General features: G+C 65.7%; 12 protein-coding genes and 2 pseudogenes. 11 read left to right on the top strand and 3 right to left on the bottom strand.

All coding sequences use genetic code 11. From position 1 onward, the window contains the following. Positions 1-12: 12 nt before the first annotated feature. From JWP83_RS29455 to JWP83_RS29445, 3 genes are read left to right on the top strand one after another with little or no spacing between them, the layout of a single operon-like run. Positions 13-921 (top strand): metal-dependent hydrolase, encoded by a 909-nt coding sequence (locus JWP83_RS29455; protein WP_297738636.1) that lies wholly within the window; start codon positions 13-15, stop codon positions 919-921. 22 nt (positions 922-943) lie between these two features. Next, entirely contained in the window at positions 944-1861 is a 918-nt protein-coding gene (locus tag JWP83_RS29450) for an alpha/beta fold hydrolase (protein ID WP_297738634.1), read from the top strand. Between the two features lie 5 nt (positions 1862-1866). Beyond that, entirely contained in the window at positions 1867-2943 is a 1077-nt protein-coding gene (locus JWP83_RS29445) for a PDR/VanB family oxidoreductase (protein WP_297738663.1), read from the top strand. Positions 2944-3245: 302 nt separating this feature from the next. Here the strand turns inward: JWP83_RS29445 and JWP83_RS29440 are convergent, their stop codons facing one another. Continuing rightward, a complete protein-coding gene (locus JWP83_RS29440; RefSeq protein ID WP_297738632.1) occupies positions 3246-4247 on the bottom strand; it encodes a YihY/virulence factor BrkB family protein in 1002 nt (333 codons plus the stop codon). Between the two features lie 963 nt (positions 4248-5210). Here JWP83_RS29440 and JWP83_RS29430 point away from each other — a divergent pair. The 4 genes and pseudogenes from JWP83_RS29430 to JWP83_RS29415 all read left to right on the top strand — a co-directional run. After that, a pseudogene (locus JWP83_RS29430) lies at positions 5211-5315 on the top strand (hypothetical protein); the annotation flags it as partial. Between the two features lie 316 nt (positions 5316-5631). Beyond that, positions 5632-6564, top strand: a complete 933-nt coding sequence (locus JWP83_RS29425; protein WP_297738630.1) for a class I SAM-dependent methyltransferase — start codon at positions 5632-5634, stop codon at positions 6562-6564. Next, entirely contained in the window at positions 6561-7196 is a 636-nt protein-coding gene (locus JWP83_RS29420) for a class I SAM-dependent methyltransferase (protein WP_297738628.1), read from the top strand. The genes JWP83_RS29425 and JWP83_RS29420 overlap by 4 nt, the downstream gene beginning before the upstream one ends. A gap of 51 nt (positions 7197-7247) precedes the next feature. Then, the gene (locus JWP83_RS29415) at positions 7248-8168 is read left to right on the top strand and encodes a TIGR03619 family F420-dependent LLM class oxidoreductase (protein ID WP_297738626.1); all 921 of its coding nucleotides are present in this window, start codon (positions 7248-7250) and stop codon (positions 8166-8168) included. A 66-nt stretch (positions 8169-8234) separates the two neighbouring features. Here JWP83_RS29415 and JWP83_RS29410 read toward each other — a convergent pair whose 3' ends face one another. Beyond that, positions 8235-8795, bottom strand: a complete 561-nt coding sequence (locus tag JWP83_RS29410; RefSeq protein WP_297738624.1) for a chitin-binding protein — start codon at positions 8793-8795, stop codon at positions 8235-8237. 182 nt (positions 8796-8977) lie between these two features. Here JWP83_RS29410 and JWP83_RS29405 point away from each other — a divergent pair, with 182 nt between their 5' ends. The 4 genes from JWP83_RS29405 to JWP83_RS29390 all read left to right on the top strand — a co-directional run bounded on the left by JWP83_RS29405 (position 8978) and on the right by JWP83_RS29390 (position 13407). Then, positions 8978-9691, top strand: coding sequence for a VIT family protein (locus JWP83_RS29405; RefSeq protein WP_297738622.1), 714 nt, complete (start codon positions 8978-8980; stop codon positions 9689-9691). 136 nt (positions 9692-9827) lie between these two features. Continuing rightward, on the top strand, positions 9828-10625 hold the full coding sequence (locus tag JWP83_RS29400) for a thioesterase family protein (protein ID WP_297738661.1): 798 nt from the start codon (positions 9828-9830) through the stop codon (positions 10623-10625). Beyond that, a complete protein-coding gene (locus tag JWP83_RS29395; protein WP_297738620.1) occupies positions 10622-12163 on the top strand; it encodes a class I adenylate-forming enzyme family protein in 1542 nt (513 codons plus the stop codon). Before JWP83_RS29400 ends, JWP83_RS29395 begins: the two co-directional genes overlap by 4 nt. An 86-nt stretch (positions 12164-12249) precedes the next feature. Continuing rightward, entirely contained in the window at positions 12250-13407 is a 1158-nt protein-coding gene (locus JWP83_RS29390) for an adenylate/guanylate cyclase domain-containing protein (protein ID WP_297738618.1), read from the top strand. A 51-nt stretch (positions 13408-13458) separates the two neighbouring features. Here the strand turns inward: JWP83_RS29390 and JWP83_RS29385 are convergent. After that, positions 13459-14067: pseudogene (locus tag JWP83_RS29385) on the bottom strand (aromatic ring-hydroxylating dioxygenase subunit alpha); the annotation flags it as partial.

Here is a 14067-nt window from a genome sequence, read left to right as displayed (position 1 = left end):
GGAGGTTCCACGATGTTCACAGTCGATGACCAGGCAGCGGGTCCGCACGATGCCTCAATCGATCACGAGCGGATCGTTCTGCAGGCGCGTGACGTCGAATTCGATTGGGCGAAGCTGCCGTTCTACTACGTGCCCAACGAGCCCTTCGCCACCCACTTCTGCAACGTCCTGCACCTGCTGCTGCCGGCGGGCGAAGAGTTCATCGTTGAGGCATTCAAGAACACGTTGCCGCTGATCAAGGACGATCAGCTGCGGCTGGACGTGCAGGGATTCATCAGCCAGGAGGCCATGCATTCCCAAGCGCACTCGGGTGTGCTCGGACACTTCGCGGCCAAGGGCGTCGACGTGACACCGTTCACCAACCAAATGGCCTGGCTGTTTCAGAAGCTCATCGGCGACCGGCCCCGATGGAGCCGGCGACGTCGCGAAAGCTGGCTGCTCGAGCGGGTTTCGATGGTGGCGGCCCTCGAGCACTACACCGCCATCCTGGGTGAATGGATTCTCGACACACCGCAACTCGACGCCCTCGGCGTCGACCCGGTGATGCTGGACTTGATTCGCTGGCACGGTGCGGAAGAGGTCGAGCACAAGGCGGTCGCGTTCGACACCATGAAGCATCTGCGTGCCGGGTACTGGCGGCAGGTGCGCACCCAGCTGCTGGTGACGCCGTCGTTGCTGTGGTTGTTCATCCGCGGCGTGCGGTTCATGTACTCGGTCGACCCACACTTGGCGCCGGGGACCAAACCGCGCTGGCGGGACTACTTCCGCGCGGCGCGGCGGGGATTGGTGCCCGGCCCATTCCAGTTCCTGGGGGTCATCGGCGCCTACTACACGCCGAGCTTTCATCCTTCCCAGTTGGGCGGGGTGGGACGCGCCGTCGACTACTTGGCCAGATCACCCGCCGCGCGCGCGGCGCACTGAGCTTTCGACGGAGAACTCAAGGATGACTCAGTTCACCACCACCGTGACCGCCTCCGACGGCGTGTCCCTCGCGCTCCACGCCTATACCGACATCGACGCGCGGCGCCCGACCATCCTGGCCATTCACGGCTACCCTGATAATCACCACGTGTGGGACGGGGTCGCCGAGAAGCTCAGTCGCCGTTACAACTTTGTCGCCTACGACGTGCGTGGGGCCGGCGAATCATCAATGCCGACAGGCCGATCCGGGTATCGACTCGCCCAACTGGCCGCCGATGTCGGCGCGATGATCGACAGCCTGGGGGTGGACGAGGTCCACATGCTGGGCCACGACTGGGGTTCGATCCAGGGCTGGGCGGCAATCACCGACGAGTCAGTGATGGGCCGGGTCGCCTCGTTCACGTCGATCTCCGGGCCGCACCTGAGGTACGCGGGCAGGTTCCTGCGGTCACCGCGCACACTCCGCGCCGTGGCCGATGTGGTGAGGCAGATCCTGGCGTCCGGGTACATCTGGTTCTTCCTGTGCCCGGTTGTTCCGGAAATAGCTATCCGCTCCGGCGCCACCATGAAAGTCTTTGAAACGGTGGAACTTATCGGCCGCTCGAGTGCCGCCAGCGCGCGTCGTGTCGCGTCGCTCCGGTCGCTCGGTGACTACGTCAACGGACTCAATCTCTACCGCGCGAACATGCCCGGGCCGATCCTCTCGCCCGGAGCGCGGCTGCCGCGGACGACCGTCCCGGTACAGGTGCTCGTAGCGCGTCAGGACCATTTCGTGACGCCTGCCCTGCAGCGGTTCACTGGCTCGATTCCGGCCCGCGGCAGGGTCGTTCCGATCGAGGGCGGACACTGGGTGGTGGCCTCGCATCCCGACGACGTCGCCCGGCTCACCAGCGACTGGGTCAACCAGGTTGCCGGCCGCCAAGAAATTCGTGGGGCGTGAGGATTGTGTCGCAGAGCATTTGGGACAGCCGCCCCGCCGACCTCTACGGTCGCCGCCGGCGCGACCGGAGTTACACGGCGTTGTGGGGTGTGGGCGCGCTCTTCGGCGGCTTCGCGTCGGCGTCGCGCTGGACGCCATCCCGGGTATTGCCGGTGCGGCGGATCAACACCGCGGCGGTCATCAAGCGCGAGCTTCTCACGCCCGACGTGGTCGCTTTGACGTTGGCCGACCCCGACGGCGGATTGCTGCCGTCCTGGACGCCGGGCGCGCACATCGATGTTCGGCTGCCTTCGGGTCGCCGCCGACAGTACTCGCTCTGCGGTCCACCCGGAAGGCGCACCGAATATCGCATCGCCGTGCGCCGCATCGCCGACGGTGGCGGCGGTTCCATCGAGATGCATGACACCCTGGACGTGGGTGACACGTGCGAGTTCGAAGGTCCCCGCAACGCCTTCTATCTCGTTACGGACGAACAGGACGTTTTGTTCGTCATCGGCGGAATAGGGGTGACGCCCATCCTGCCCATGATTCGGCTGGCTCATCAGCACGGAATCGATTGGCGCGCAATCTATGCCGGTAGAGGCCGCGACTACATGCCGTTGCTGGACGAGCTGATGGCGGTGGACGCCGACCGAGTCAGCGTGTGGGCTGACGACGAACAGGGCCGATTCCCAACCACGGCTGAGCTACTGGCCGCGGCGGGCCCTAAGACGGCCGTGTACGTGTGCGCGCCGACGGCCGTGCTGGAAGCGGTCCGGGCGGCTCGTGACGAACACGTCGATGCGCCACTGCATTACGAGCGATTCAGTCCGCCACCGGTCGTCGACGGTACTCCGTTCGAGCTGGAACTCGCTCGGTCACAACGGGTCCTCAGCGTGCCGGCGAACCGCTCGGCGCTGGCCGTCATGCTCGACCGCGACCCGGCGACCGCGTATTCGTGCCAGCAAGGGTTCTGCGGAACCTGCAAGGTCAAGGTGCTGGCCGGGGACGTCGATCGGCGCGGGCGGACCGCGGAGGGGGACGACGAAATGCTGGTCTGCGTCTCGCGGGCTAAAGATAGTCGCGTGGTGATCGACGCCTGACGGCGCAGGCTACGACCCGGTCGTACCGTCGTACCCGTCGTGCCGAATAACGGGCCGCCCTGGCCGCGGGGTCCGCCCTGACCTGCCCCGGTGGGGTTGCCGTTGCCGCCGGAGCCGGTCCGTTGCCGCCGCAGGACATCAGGGCTTGATATCGCTTATGACGCATTGGAATTCATCGCACAAACGGGCGCCTTCTATGTCAGGGAACTCCCTGGCGGCCTGACCGACAAGGAAAGGGTCGCCCTCGTCGAAGCGCTGCTGTCGGTTGGGGGTCTCTGAGTGGCGCCGTAGCCCGGTGTTTATCAGCCGGCGGGGCGGCCGCGGATGGCCGGCGAGTCGGTGGTCTTGCGGGTGAGGTCGCGGAACCTGACGCTGACGCGCTGAAAGGCTTTGACGCGCTCCGCCTTTGCCTTCTTGGTGTAGGTTTTGCGATCCGCCGGTGTGAGATCCGCGTCATCGGTAAAGGGTGTGAGCAACGCCCGCGGGTAAAGCCGTTCGACGAGGACAACATTGATCTCGGCGCACAGCACCAGCGTTGAAGACACGAGGAACAGGAAGGCGAGCAACCCGAGCACCAGGGCGAAGACGCTGTTTGTCGCGCTGGCCGTCTTCACCGTGTGCCGGATATAACCGGCGCCGAACCACTGGAGGATCTGCCAGATGACTGCCGCCGCAAGGGCTCCCGGCAAGACTTGGCGGTAGGTGAGATTCCGTGCGGTGGTCAGTCGAAAAGCCACCAAGCAAATGAACGCGTTGATCGCGACCGTGGCGAGGGCCACGCCGACCTTCCCGACGGCGCCCAGCGCACCGGTCGCCTGGCCGACCGCGGACAGGACTGTCGCCGTGGTGGCGGCCGATCCGAGCACCAACAGCAGAAGCAAGCTGCGCAAGCGTGATCGGATCGGATTGGGGCGATTGTTCCTTGGGACCGCCCACACCGAGTCCATCGCATTCTGCACCGCCTGACCGACGCCCAGGCCGCCGTAGAGCGCGCCCGCGATGCCGACGACCACGGCGACGGTGCCCCCGCTGAGCCCTTCAGGCTGGTGCAGCTGGCTACCAATGACGGGGAATTGGCTCAATGTGCTGTGCAGCACCTGCTCTTGTAGATCTGGGCGCCCGGCGAGAACTATCCCGAGCCCCGTGGTCAACAGCAGCAGCAGCGGGAACAGCGATACGAAGCCGTAGTAGGTGATCAGGGCGGACAGGTAGCCGCCCTGGTCATCGAGATATTTATAGATGACGGCGACGACGACGCCCACGGCGCGGTTCCGTCGCTGCAGCCTGTCCAGCCAGCCGACCATCCGCGCTCACTTCGTCTCTTGAAGCCGACACCCAATCGATGGGATGAGCAGGTCATACCCAGATTCGTGAACCGTCAACCACACCGATCTCGCTGTTTGCTGACTTCTTGTGCGGCGCCGGGTGGACCTCCTTCGCGCCTTAAGGGCGACTGTTTGCGTCGTCGTGATACATCTCCCCGACAACTCACCGAGAATGAGCAGTCGCAGGAGCTGCTTGAGTTGTCGCACAAACGATTCGCCATCGATAGCGCCGGCGAGGACCGTCGCGACGGACGTCGAATGGCGACTGCGACGCGTAATCGCGCAGACAATGTCGCGAGGCCGGAGGGGCTTTGCCACCCATTGCTAGGGGCCGTAGGACCACATAGAATTCTGCCGTCCAGGGGCGTGCGGGTGGGTGGGTGATTCGCGCGAGGCCTCCCGTATCAGCCGGGGGATCAGGTGATGGCCAAAGCCCTGTTAGTCATGACCGCAACCAGCTTCTGGACGCTCAGGATGGGACCAGGCACCCGACGAGTTATTGGGCCGAAGAGTTCGCCGCCCCGTACGGCGCGCTCAGCGGAGCCGGCCACGAGGTAGTCGTGGCGAGTCCCGGTGGCGTGGTGCCATATGTGGATGTGATGAGTTTTGCCTCACTTGCGCCCTGAAATTCAGAAAACGCCGGTAGACGAACGTGCGCGGCGATTAGATCAGTGTTTAGCGGGCATCGAGGCATACGGCCGGAGGAGGACCGACATGACCGAGGCAATGACGGCGGGCGCGCACATCGTGAGGCCTGCAGGAAGACATCTTGGAACGCGTTGCGCTATCGGGGCGTTCGCGCTCGCGTTGGCCGGATTGCCGGCGATCGCAATCGCCGGGCCGGCGATTAGCAGGGCCGACGATCCTCCCCCTTGCGCCCCGGGCTGGGTGTGGAGCACCGACTTGAATCAATGCGTGTTCTGGCTTCCGACCGCAAATGGACCGGGTGGCCCCGGCGGCCCCGGTGGACCTGGCGGACCTGGCGGACCTGGCGGACCGGGCGGAGCTGGCGGACCTGGCGGACCTGGCGGACCGGGCCGCCACTAGTCGTCGGGGCAGCCCGTATCGCTTCACAACCACGCCGCCGGCGTTTCCGTGTGCGTCCTGGGCTTTGCGTGTGCGTGCTGGGCGGAAAAATCGCCGAAATTCCGCCCTCGGCGCACACGCAAAGCCGTCAGCGCACACTGAAAGCCCTCAGCGCACACTCGAAGCCGTCAGCGCACACTCGAAGGCCGGGACGGCGCACACTCAAAGGCCGGGAAGGCGCACACTGATGCGCCGGGAAGGCCCACGACGGCGGGCCTTCGCTAAATTTGTTATACTAGCTAAGTAAAGCTGATTTCTACACTGGAGAGCAGGCGCAATGCCACGCACAGACAACGACACCTGGGATTTGGCCACGAGCGTGGGCGTGACGGCCACAATGGTCGCGGCGGCCCGGGCGATCGCCACCAAAGCCGACAACCCATTGATCGAGGACCGATTCGCCGAACCGCTGGTTCGCGCCGTCGGTGTCGAGTTCTTCACACGATGGGTCAGCGGTGACCTGAGCGCCGCCGACGTCGATCACGAAGAGTCCGGCTGGAAGCTCGAGCACATGCCCGATGCGATGGCCGCGCGCACCCGGTTCTTCGACTCGTTCTTCCAGGCCGCGACTGACGCCGGAATCCGTCAGGCCGTGATCCTGGCGTCGGGCCTCGATGCGCGCGCCTACCGGTTGGCGTGGCCGGCAGACCTGACCCTGTTCGAAATCGACCAGCCACAGGTCATCGAGTTCAAGGCCGCAACCCTTTCCGGGCTGGGCGCGGCCCCGAGAGCCGAGTTACGCACCGTCGCAATCGATTTGCGGCATGATTGGCCGACGGCCTTGCGGGAAGCGGGCTTTGACCCGAGCCAGCCCACCGCATGGATCGCCGAGGGGCTCTTCGGCTACCTGCCGCCGGAAGCCCAGGACCGCTTGCTGGACAACATCACCGCGCTGAGCGCCGAGGGCAGCCGGCTGGCCTGCGAGGCCGTGCCCGACCAGCCGGAGCTGGACCGCGAACGAGTGCGGGAGATGATGCGCAGGGCCGCCGCCAAATGGCGTGAGCATGGCCTCGACATGGAGTTCGCGGATCTTGGCTTTGAGGGCGAGCGCAACGACGTGGACGCGTATCTGCAAGATCTGGGATGGCGCACTGCGGGCACCCCGATGAGTCAGCTACTGGCCGGCAACGGCCTTGCGGCGATCCCGCAGGCCAACGACTCGGTGTCGGTGGCCGACACCATCTACTACACGTCCACACTGGGCAGATGACGGCAGCGCAGCGCCGCGGGCTCAACGACGCGGTCACCCGGATGTGGAGCTTCCTCGCCCCGGCCTACGACCTCCCGTTTTTGCAGCAGTGGGTGTACCGCCCGCCGCACGACGAGGTGATCGCGCAGCTGCGCGCCCACAACTCTCGCAAGATCGCCGATGTCGCTTGCGGTACGGGCATTCTCAGCGATCGAATCGAGCACGAATTGGGTCCCGACGAGGTCTATGGCGTCGACATGTCCGACGGCATGCTCGCCCAGGCCCGCGCCAGGTCCAACCGGGTGCACTGGCAGCGCGGCCCGGCCGAGCAGCTGCCCTTTGACGACGGTGCGCTCGACGCCGTCGTGACGACGTCGGCGTTTCACTTCTTCGACCAGCCGGCGGCGCTACGGGAATTTCATCGCGTGCTGGCGTCCGGCGGGCTGGTGGCCGTCTCGGCTTTGAGCACTCGGCGACCGCGGCTGCAGTCGCCCGCGGACAATCGGTGGAAACCACAGCACAATGCGTCGCCCGCCGAAATGCGGAGTTTGTTCGAAGGCGCCGGGTTCACCGTTAGCGATCAGCACCGCATTCAACGACCGGTTTGGACACGGATCGTGTCCGACCTGATCACCGTCGGCACCAAGAGCTAGCAACTCGCCCACCATGCGAGAGAGTGGTCGTCGAGCACACCAGGAGCCCAAGTGAAGTTTGCCTTCCCCCTACCGCACACGCTGCGCCTCAAGGCGATCACCCAACCGTGGGAAGCCGGAGTCACGGGCGCCGATCAGACGCGAATGGCCAAGGGCGCCGAAGCGATGGGCTACGACATGATCGCGATCCCCGAGCATTTCGTCATCCCCACCGACCACGTCGAACTGTCGGGTCCGCACTACCTTCAGTCGACCGTTGCCCAGGCCTACATCGCGGGAGCCACCGAAAAGATCCGGTTGAACTCGTGCGTCACAATACTGCCGCTGCAGCATCCCATCGTGCTGGCCAAGGCGCTGGCGACCGCCGACTGGATGAGCAGCGGGCGCATGATGGTGACCTTCGGAATCGGTTGGCTCAAGCGCGAATTCGACCTTCTCGGGGTGTCCTTCCGCGAACGCGGCCGCATTGCCGACGAGTATCTCGAAGCGATCATCGAGCTCTGGACCAGCGAATCGCCCCGTTTCGAGGGCAGTTACGTGTCGTTCCAGGACATGGCGTTCGAGCCCAAACCCGTTCAGAAACCCCATCTTCCGGTGTGGATCGGCGGCGACGCGGATGCCGCCCTCAAGCGTGCCGCGCGATTCGCATCCGGTTGGTGGCCGTTCTTGACCCCGCCAGAAAAGATCGCCGAGCGTGTCGAGTTCATCAAGGGTCAGCCCACCTACGACGGGCGCCCCGTCGAGGTCATGCACGGGCTGGGCACAACGCGTGTCGGCGAGGGACATCGCATCGTCAAGGACCGAGGCGCACATCGCGGCAGCAGCGCGCAGGAGATCATCGATCGCCTGAATTGGCTCGCCGAGCAGGGAGTGACCTTCAGCGCGGTGCCGGTTCCGGCCGCCCGCGGAGTCGACGAGTACCTCGACTATGCCCAGTGGGTGATCGAGGAGATCAAGCCTAAAGTGGCTTGAGCACAAGCGATCCCGCCGACGCCCGCCTCACCGACCAGCGAGGCGGGCATCGTGCGGATCGACCTGTTACAGCGGAATCCAGACCCCGAAGAACCAGAAGCCCCACTGGTTGAACCCGGGATCCCAGACGGGTGTTTCGTCGTAGCCGTAGTAGTTAACGGGACCGTACCCCCATGGCCCGCCGGGCGGCGGAAGCGGCCTGTCCCACGCCGGCCGCGGCGGCTCACCATATCCCCAGGGCGCGGGCCCCTCTCCCCACGGGGCGCCGCGGAAGTAGCCGCGCTGCGGATCGCCGCGCCAGGGACCGCCCGGTCCCCCCGGGCCACCCGGGCCGCCGGGTCCCCCAGGATGGTCGTACCCAGGTCCGCCTGGGCCGCCCGGTCCGCCCGGGTGATCGGGCCCGGGTCCGCCTGGACCGCCAGGCCCGCCGGGATTACCAGGTCCGCCCGGGTCGTTCGGACCGGTCGGCGCGTGGAAGTTACCCGGCGCCGGGCCGCCGTGGTTACCGCCGGGAGCCGGCGGCGGCGGTCCCGGAGCGGCGAATGCCGAACCGGCACCCATGCCCAACGCGGCGGCACCGAGAGCGCCGGCGATGGTTCCCCCCGCGATCAATTGCTTCAGTTTCATAGTCCTTCACCTGTCTATAAGTGAGTTCTAGAACCCCCCAACAACCACAGGCTAGATAGCGAATCTATGGACCCGCTGTGACGGGCCCAAGCACAACTTTTGGGCGTAAGGCAAGCCTGGTCTAGCTTTGGCAAGGCTATATTTGCTGGTCGGACACGGTTTTCGCGTATATGGTGGCGGACGTGTCGACTACGTCCCATCCCGCGGAACCCCATGTGGGTTCGGTGGCCTCGAAGCTGAACTGGCTGCGTGCCGGGGTGCTGGGCGCCAACGATGGCATCGTGTCCACCGCGGGCATCGTCGTCGGTGTCGCGGCGGCGACGGTGCAGCGCGGGCCGATCTTGACTGCCGGAATCGCCGGGCTGGCCGCCGGCGCGGTGTCGATGGCGTTGGGCGAATACGTCTCGGTCAGCACCCAGCGCGACACCGAGCAGGCGCTGTTGACCAAGGAATTGCAGGAGTTGCGCGATTATCCGGCCGCCGAATTGGACGAGCTCGCCGAGCTCTACGAAGCCAAGGGTCTGTCACCGGCAACCGCGCGTACCGTGGCCGAGGAACTCACCGACCACAATCCTTTCGTCGCCCACGCCGAGGTCGAACTGGGTATCGACCCGAATGAGCTGACTAATCCGTGGCAAGCGGCGCTGTCCTCGGCGCTGTCGTTCACACTGGGCGCGTTGTTACCGCTGATCGTGATCCTGGCGCCGCCGACGGCGTGGAGAATCCCGGCGACCGTCGTGGCGGTGTTGCTGGCCTTGGTGATCACCGGGGCGGTGTCGGCGGGGCTGGGCGGTGCACCGCAGGGCCGGGCGGTGGCCCGCAATGTCATCGGCGGCGCGCTTGCGCTGGCGATGACCTACGCGATCGGGCACGTGGTGGGCGCCGCGATCGCGTGATCATCTGGGCGGCTGCCGCCTGGCGTCGGGACTGGAAACAGAAACTGTAATATCAACTGTTGCCGTCCTGACGAGAAAGAGCCGTGCATTGACCGAAACCAATATCGCGCCGGATGACGTCGATTCCGCGGCGCTGATGCCATACTTTCTGCGCGACGAAAGCCGTTTCGTGCCAAACAATATCGCGCGCGGCGGTTGGGGTCCGTCAATCAGCGGCCACGTCGTCGGCGGCCTGTTGGGCTGGGCCGCCGAACGCGCTGTCGACGACCCGCAACTGCAACCTGCGCGGCTGACCGTCGACCTTCCCGCACCAACCGCGCTGGAACCGATCGAGGTGCACACGCGGGTGCACCACGACCGCCGGCGATTGCGGCTCGTCGAGACGGTCCTCACCCAGCGCGGTACCCCCGTCGCGCGGGGGAGCGCGCTGTTTTTGCGGCGCGGCCCGCAGCCCGAGGGGGATGTGTGGTCACCGGCGGTGGAGATGCCGCGGCTACCCATCGAGGACGGCCCCGCACCTTCGCTTTTCATGCGGACCTACGGCTGGGGCACCGAGATTCAGAATCCCGATCCCGATTGGGCCGACACCTCCGGACCGAAATACACGTGGCTGCACGAGACGCGCTCGCTGATCGACGGCGAACCGCTCAGCGCCTTCACCCGCGCGGCCATGGGCGCCGACATCACGGCCTCGCTCGCCAATTGGGGCACAAGCGGTTTGCAGTTCATCAACGTCGACTACACCCTCACACTGACCCGGCTGCCGGAAGGGCCTCACATCGGCCTCGCCTCACTCACGCATTACAGCCACGACGGGGTGGCCACCGGCTCGGCCGTCCTCGTCGACCAAAAGGGCCCGATCGGTAGTTCCGTGTCTGTCGCCATCGCGCACTCCGGATTTCGTCCGATCTCAGTCCAGCCGCCGGCCGGATGAAGGACGTCACCTACTGGGCGTTGATCGCCGAGGCCGCACGCCGAGGATCAGACCGGTCGCTGCTCGCCGACGAGTATGGACGCAGTCTCACGGCACGTCAGTTCCACGATGCGGCGTGCGCGACGGCCGCCGCGTTCGCCGAACGCGGGATAGGCGCGGCGGCCGTCGTGTCGTGGCAGCTGCCGACGACGCTCGAGACGGCGGTCGTCATGGCGGCGCTGGCGCGGCTTGGTGCCGTCCAAAACCCGATCATCCCGATACTGCGTGAGCATGAGGTCGGCTTCATTACCGCGCAGCTGTCCTCGGAATTTCTTGTGGTACCGGAGTTTTGGCATGGATTCGATTACGGCGGGCTGGCGCGAGCCCTGTCCTCGGACAGGGGCTTTCAGATCATCACCGTTGAGCTGGCGACACCGCCGACGGCCGGTGAGCTGCGGCTGCCCCGCGCAAGCATCGACGCCCTCGGGACGGCACCGGGACCTACCAGCGGCACCCGATGGATCTACTACTCGTCGGGGACCACCGCGGCCCCCAAAGGGATTCGCCATACCGACGCGTCAGTGATGGCCCCCGCGACAGGCTTAGCGGACAAGATCGGAATCACTAGTAGCGACGTGGATCCGATTGCGTTTCCCATCGCGCACATCGGTGGTGTCGTGATGCTGGCCGCCGCACTGTTGACCGGCATGCGGTTAGCGCTGTTCGAGGTATTCGATCCGGCTACCACGCCGCTGTCCATCGCGGCGCACAACCCGACCTTCCTGGGCATGGCGACACCGTTCTTCCTGGCGTTCCTCCAGGCCCAGCGGGACCACGGCGACCAGCCGCTGTTCCCGTTCGTGCGGGGCCGCCTGGCCGGCGGCGCGCCGATCACCGCCGAACTGGGACACCAGGTCCGCGAAACCTTCGGTGTGGCCGGCATCGCCAACGCGTGGGGGCTCACCGAATTTCCGGTGGCGACCTCACCGCCGCTTGAGGCTGCGCCGGAGGTGCTCGACCACACCGTCGGCGCGCCGGGACCGGGGGTCAGCGTCCGGGTCGTCGACAACCGAGGAATCGAACTGCCCATCGGGCAAGAGGGTGAGCTGCGGCTCAAGGGCCCCCAATGTTTCCTCGGCTACGCAGACCCCACGCTTGACGCCGACGCGTTCGACGCCGACGGCTGGCTGCGCACAGGCGATCTCGGGCTGATCGACGCGGACGGCAACGTCCGTGTCACGGGCCGGATCAAGGATGCGATCATCCGCAATGCGGAGAATGTCTCGGCCCTCGAACTCGAAAACGCACTGGCCACCCATCCCGCGGTCGCCGACGTCGCGGTCATCGGAGTGCCCGACCCGCGCACCGGCGAGCGCGTCTGCGCCGTGGTGGCGCCCGCGTCAGGCGGCGGTGTGTCATTGGAATCCCTGGTGCAGCACTGCCGTTCGCAGGGGCTGAGCCGCCACAAACACCCCGAGCGCCTGGTGATCGTTGATGCGCTGCCGCGCAATCAATTCGGAAAAGTGATCAAGAAAGCCCTTCGCGAGACCTTCGGCTGACACGGGCATCGGCGCTCGTGTTCTTGCTCGCCGGTCGCACTGCGGAATTGCGGTCGACTCGCCGCCAGGTGTTGTACGTTGACGCCGTGGGCGCAGACCTGAACCACCCGGACATCGAGGAACTAGGGCTGCTCGAAGACCTCCAAGGACGAGCGCGCCAGGAGCGTGCCGAGCTTATTGAATGGTTGCTCGCGCGCGGCTTTGATGCCGGTCAGATCCGCACCGCATTCAGCCCTATGTTGCTGCCGGCCAATCGCGCGATTGGCGATGACGGAACATTGGTCTCGGCGCGAGAAATCTCGGAATCCAGCGGCGTGAGCCTCGAACTGCTCCAACGACTGCACAGCGCCGTCGGCCTGGCTCACTCAGAGGACGCCGACGCGCGTGTGCAGTCGCGGGCGGATGCCGAATCCGTGCTCGCGGCCGCGCGACTGATCGATCTTGGCCTCGACCCGGCACAAGTCGCTCTGACCGCGCGATTGTTGATGGACGGCCTCGCCGGTGCGGCGGTGACGATGCGTCACGCGGCGTTGCAAGCATTGCTGCATCCGGGTGCTACGGAGCTCGAGCTGGCCCAGGCCTTCGAAGTGTTGGCGCACGACGCCGAACCACTGCTTGGCCCGATGGTCGACGCTTTGTTGCGGCTGGCCTTGCGTCATTCCTTTGAGACCGAGGCGATCAATGCGTTCGAGCGTGCCGCCGGCACGCTGCCGGGATCACGGGCAGTCGCGGTAGCGTTCGCCGACCTCGTGGGTTTCACCCGGCTCGGGGAACAAATATCGCCGGAAGAATTGGGACTGGTCGCCAGTCGGTTGGCAGATCTAACCCGTGACGTCGTCGCAAGTCCCGTCCAATTCGTCAAGACCATCGGCGACGCCGTGATGCTGGTCTGCTCGGACCCGCTCAAGCTGTTGGTCACAGTTCTGGACCTCGTTGATGGCGCGGCCGGAGAAGATTTCCCACGTTTGAGGGTCGGGCTTGCGTTCGGTCATGCGGTCAACCGCGCCGGCGACTGGTACGGCAGCCCGGTCAATCTCGCCAGCCGAGTCACCGACGCGGCGCCCGCGGGCGCACTGCGGGTGATCGAGTCTGCGCGCGAGGCTATTGGCGATCCAGCCGGTATCGAGTGGTCGCCTCCGGAAACGCGGCACCTCAAAGGGATCCGCGGTGAGGTACAGCTCTACGGTGCCCGCCGAGTGTCACATGGTTCCATCGCCGAACCGACCGGGGCCACGTCAGGATAGCGACCCATATCCCGCTATGGCGCTCAAGCTCTTGTGCTACAACCCACGTACTCAGCCGCTGGCCGTTACGGATCGAAGCGGGCTGAGCGCGTCACTTCTCGTATTTGGTGCGAGACCGGGTCGTATTGTGGAGCGGCCCGCCTCTTTGGCCAACATCACCCCCACGATGCGTCGTGCGCGCAGCGCGGCCGCGTCGGCCTGGAACTCCACTCCGCCCCGCCATCGGTCGTATCCCGAGTGGTTAGAAGCCATCTCCAGAATGGCAGTGTCGCGTTGGGCAACCCCGGACAGGAAAGACCTCAGACTGGTGGTCACCTCGTCGCGATCGGTCCGATAATTGCGTGACGCCTGCATGAACACGTGAGTTGAATTTTCCGTCTCAGGTGTGATCCCGTGGGTTCGTGTAGTGGTGTACAGCTCACCGTCCGCGGTTGTGATTTCCCAATATTGGCGGTGCATCGCGGGGGAGACGAACGTGCCGCACTCTCGACGTTTGTATAGGATGCCACGGTCCAGTCCGGTGGCATCGGCCTCCCAATCGGTGAGCTGCGCCTCAGGCAACAGCCGGGTGTAAGACACTGTCGTTTCGGTGACTTCGACGTCGTTAAACGCCGGCATGCTTTCGATTTCCGGGGGCACATCGCGCCTGTGAAGGATGGG

This window comes from Mycobacterium sp. (assembly GCF_025965855.1).
In the GTDB taxonomy this organism is placed as follows: domain Bacteria; phylum Actinomycetota; class Actinomycetes; order Mycobacteriales; family Mycobacteriaceae; genus Mycobacterium.
This window is presented reverse-complemented; position numbering and strand designations above follow the sequence as displayed.

Bases quoted from the DNA above. Each gene is read 5' to 3' on its own strand.
- JWP83_RS29455 (WP_297738636.1), top strand. From the start codon at position 13: ATGTTCACAGTCGATGACCAGGCAGCGGGTCCGCACGATGCCTCAATC.
- JWP83_RS29450 (WP_297738634.1), top strand. From the start codon at position 944: ATGACTCAGTTCACCACCACCGTGACCGCCTCCGACGGCGTGTCCCTC.
- JWP83_RS29440 (WP_297738632.1), bottom strand. From the start codon at position 4,247: ATGGTCGGCTGGCTGGACAGGCTGCAGCGACGGAACCGCGCCGTGGGC.
- JWP83_RS29425 (WP_297738630.1), top strand. From the start codon at position 5,632: ATGCCACGCACAGACAACGACACCTGGGATTTGGCCACGAGCGTGGGC.
- JWP83_RS29420 (WP_297738628.1), top strand. From the start codon at position 6,561: ATGACGGCAGCGCAGCGCCGCGGGCTCAACGACGCGGTCACCCGGATG.
- JWP83_RS29410 (WP_297738624.1), bottom strand. From the start codon at position 8,795: ATGAAACTGAAGCAATTGATCGCGGGGGGAACCATCGCCGGCGCTCTC.
- JWP83_RS29400 (WP_297738661.1), top strand. From the start codon at position 9,828: ATGCCATACTTTCTGCGCGACGAAAGCCGTTTCGTGCCAAACAATATC.
- JWP83_RS29395 (WP_297738620.1), top strand. From the start codon at position 10,622: ATGAAGGACGTCACCTACTGGGCGTTGATCGCCGAGGCCGCACGCCGA.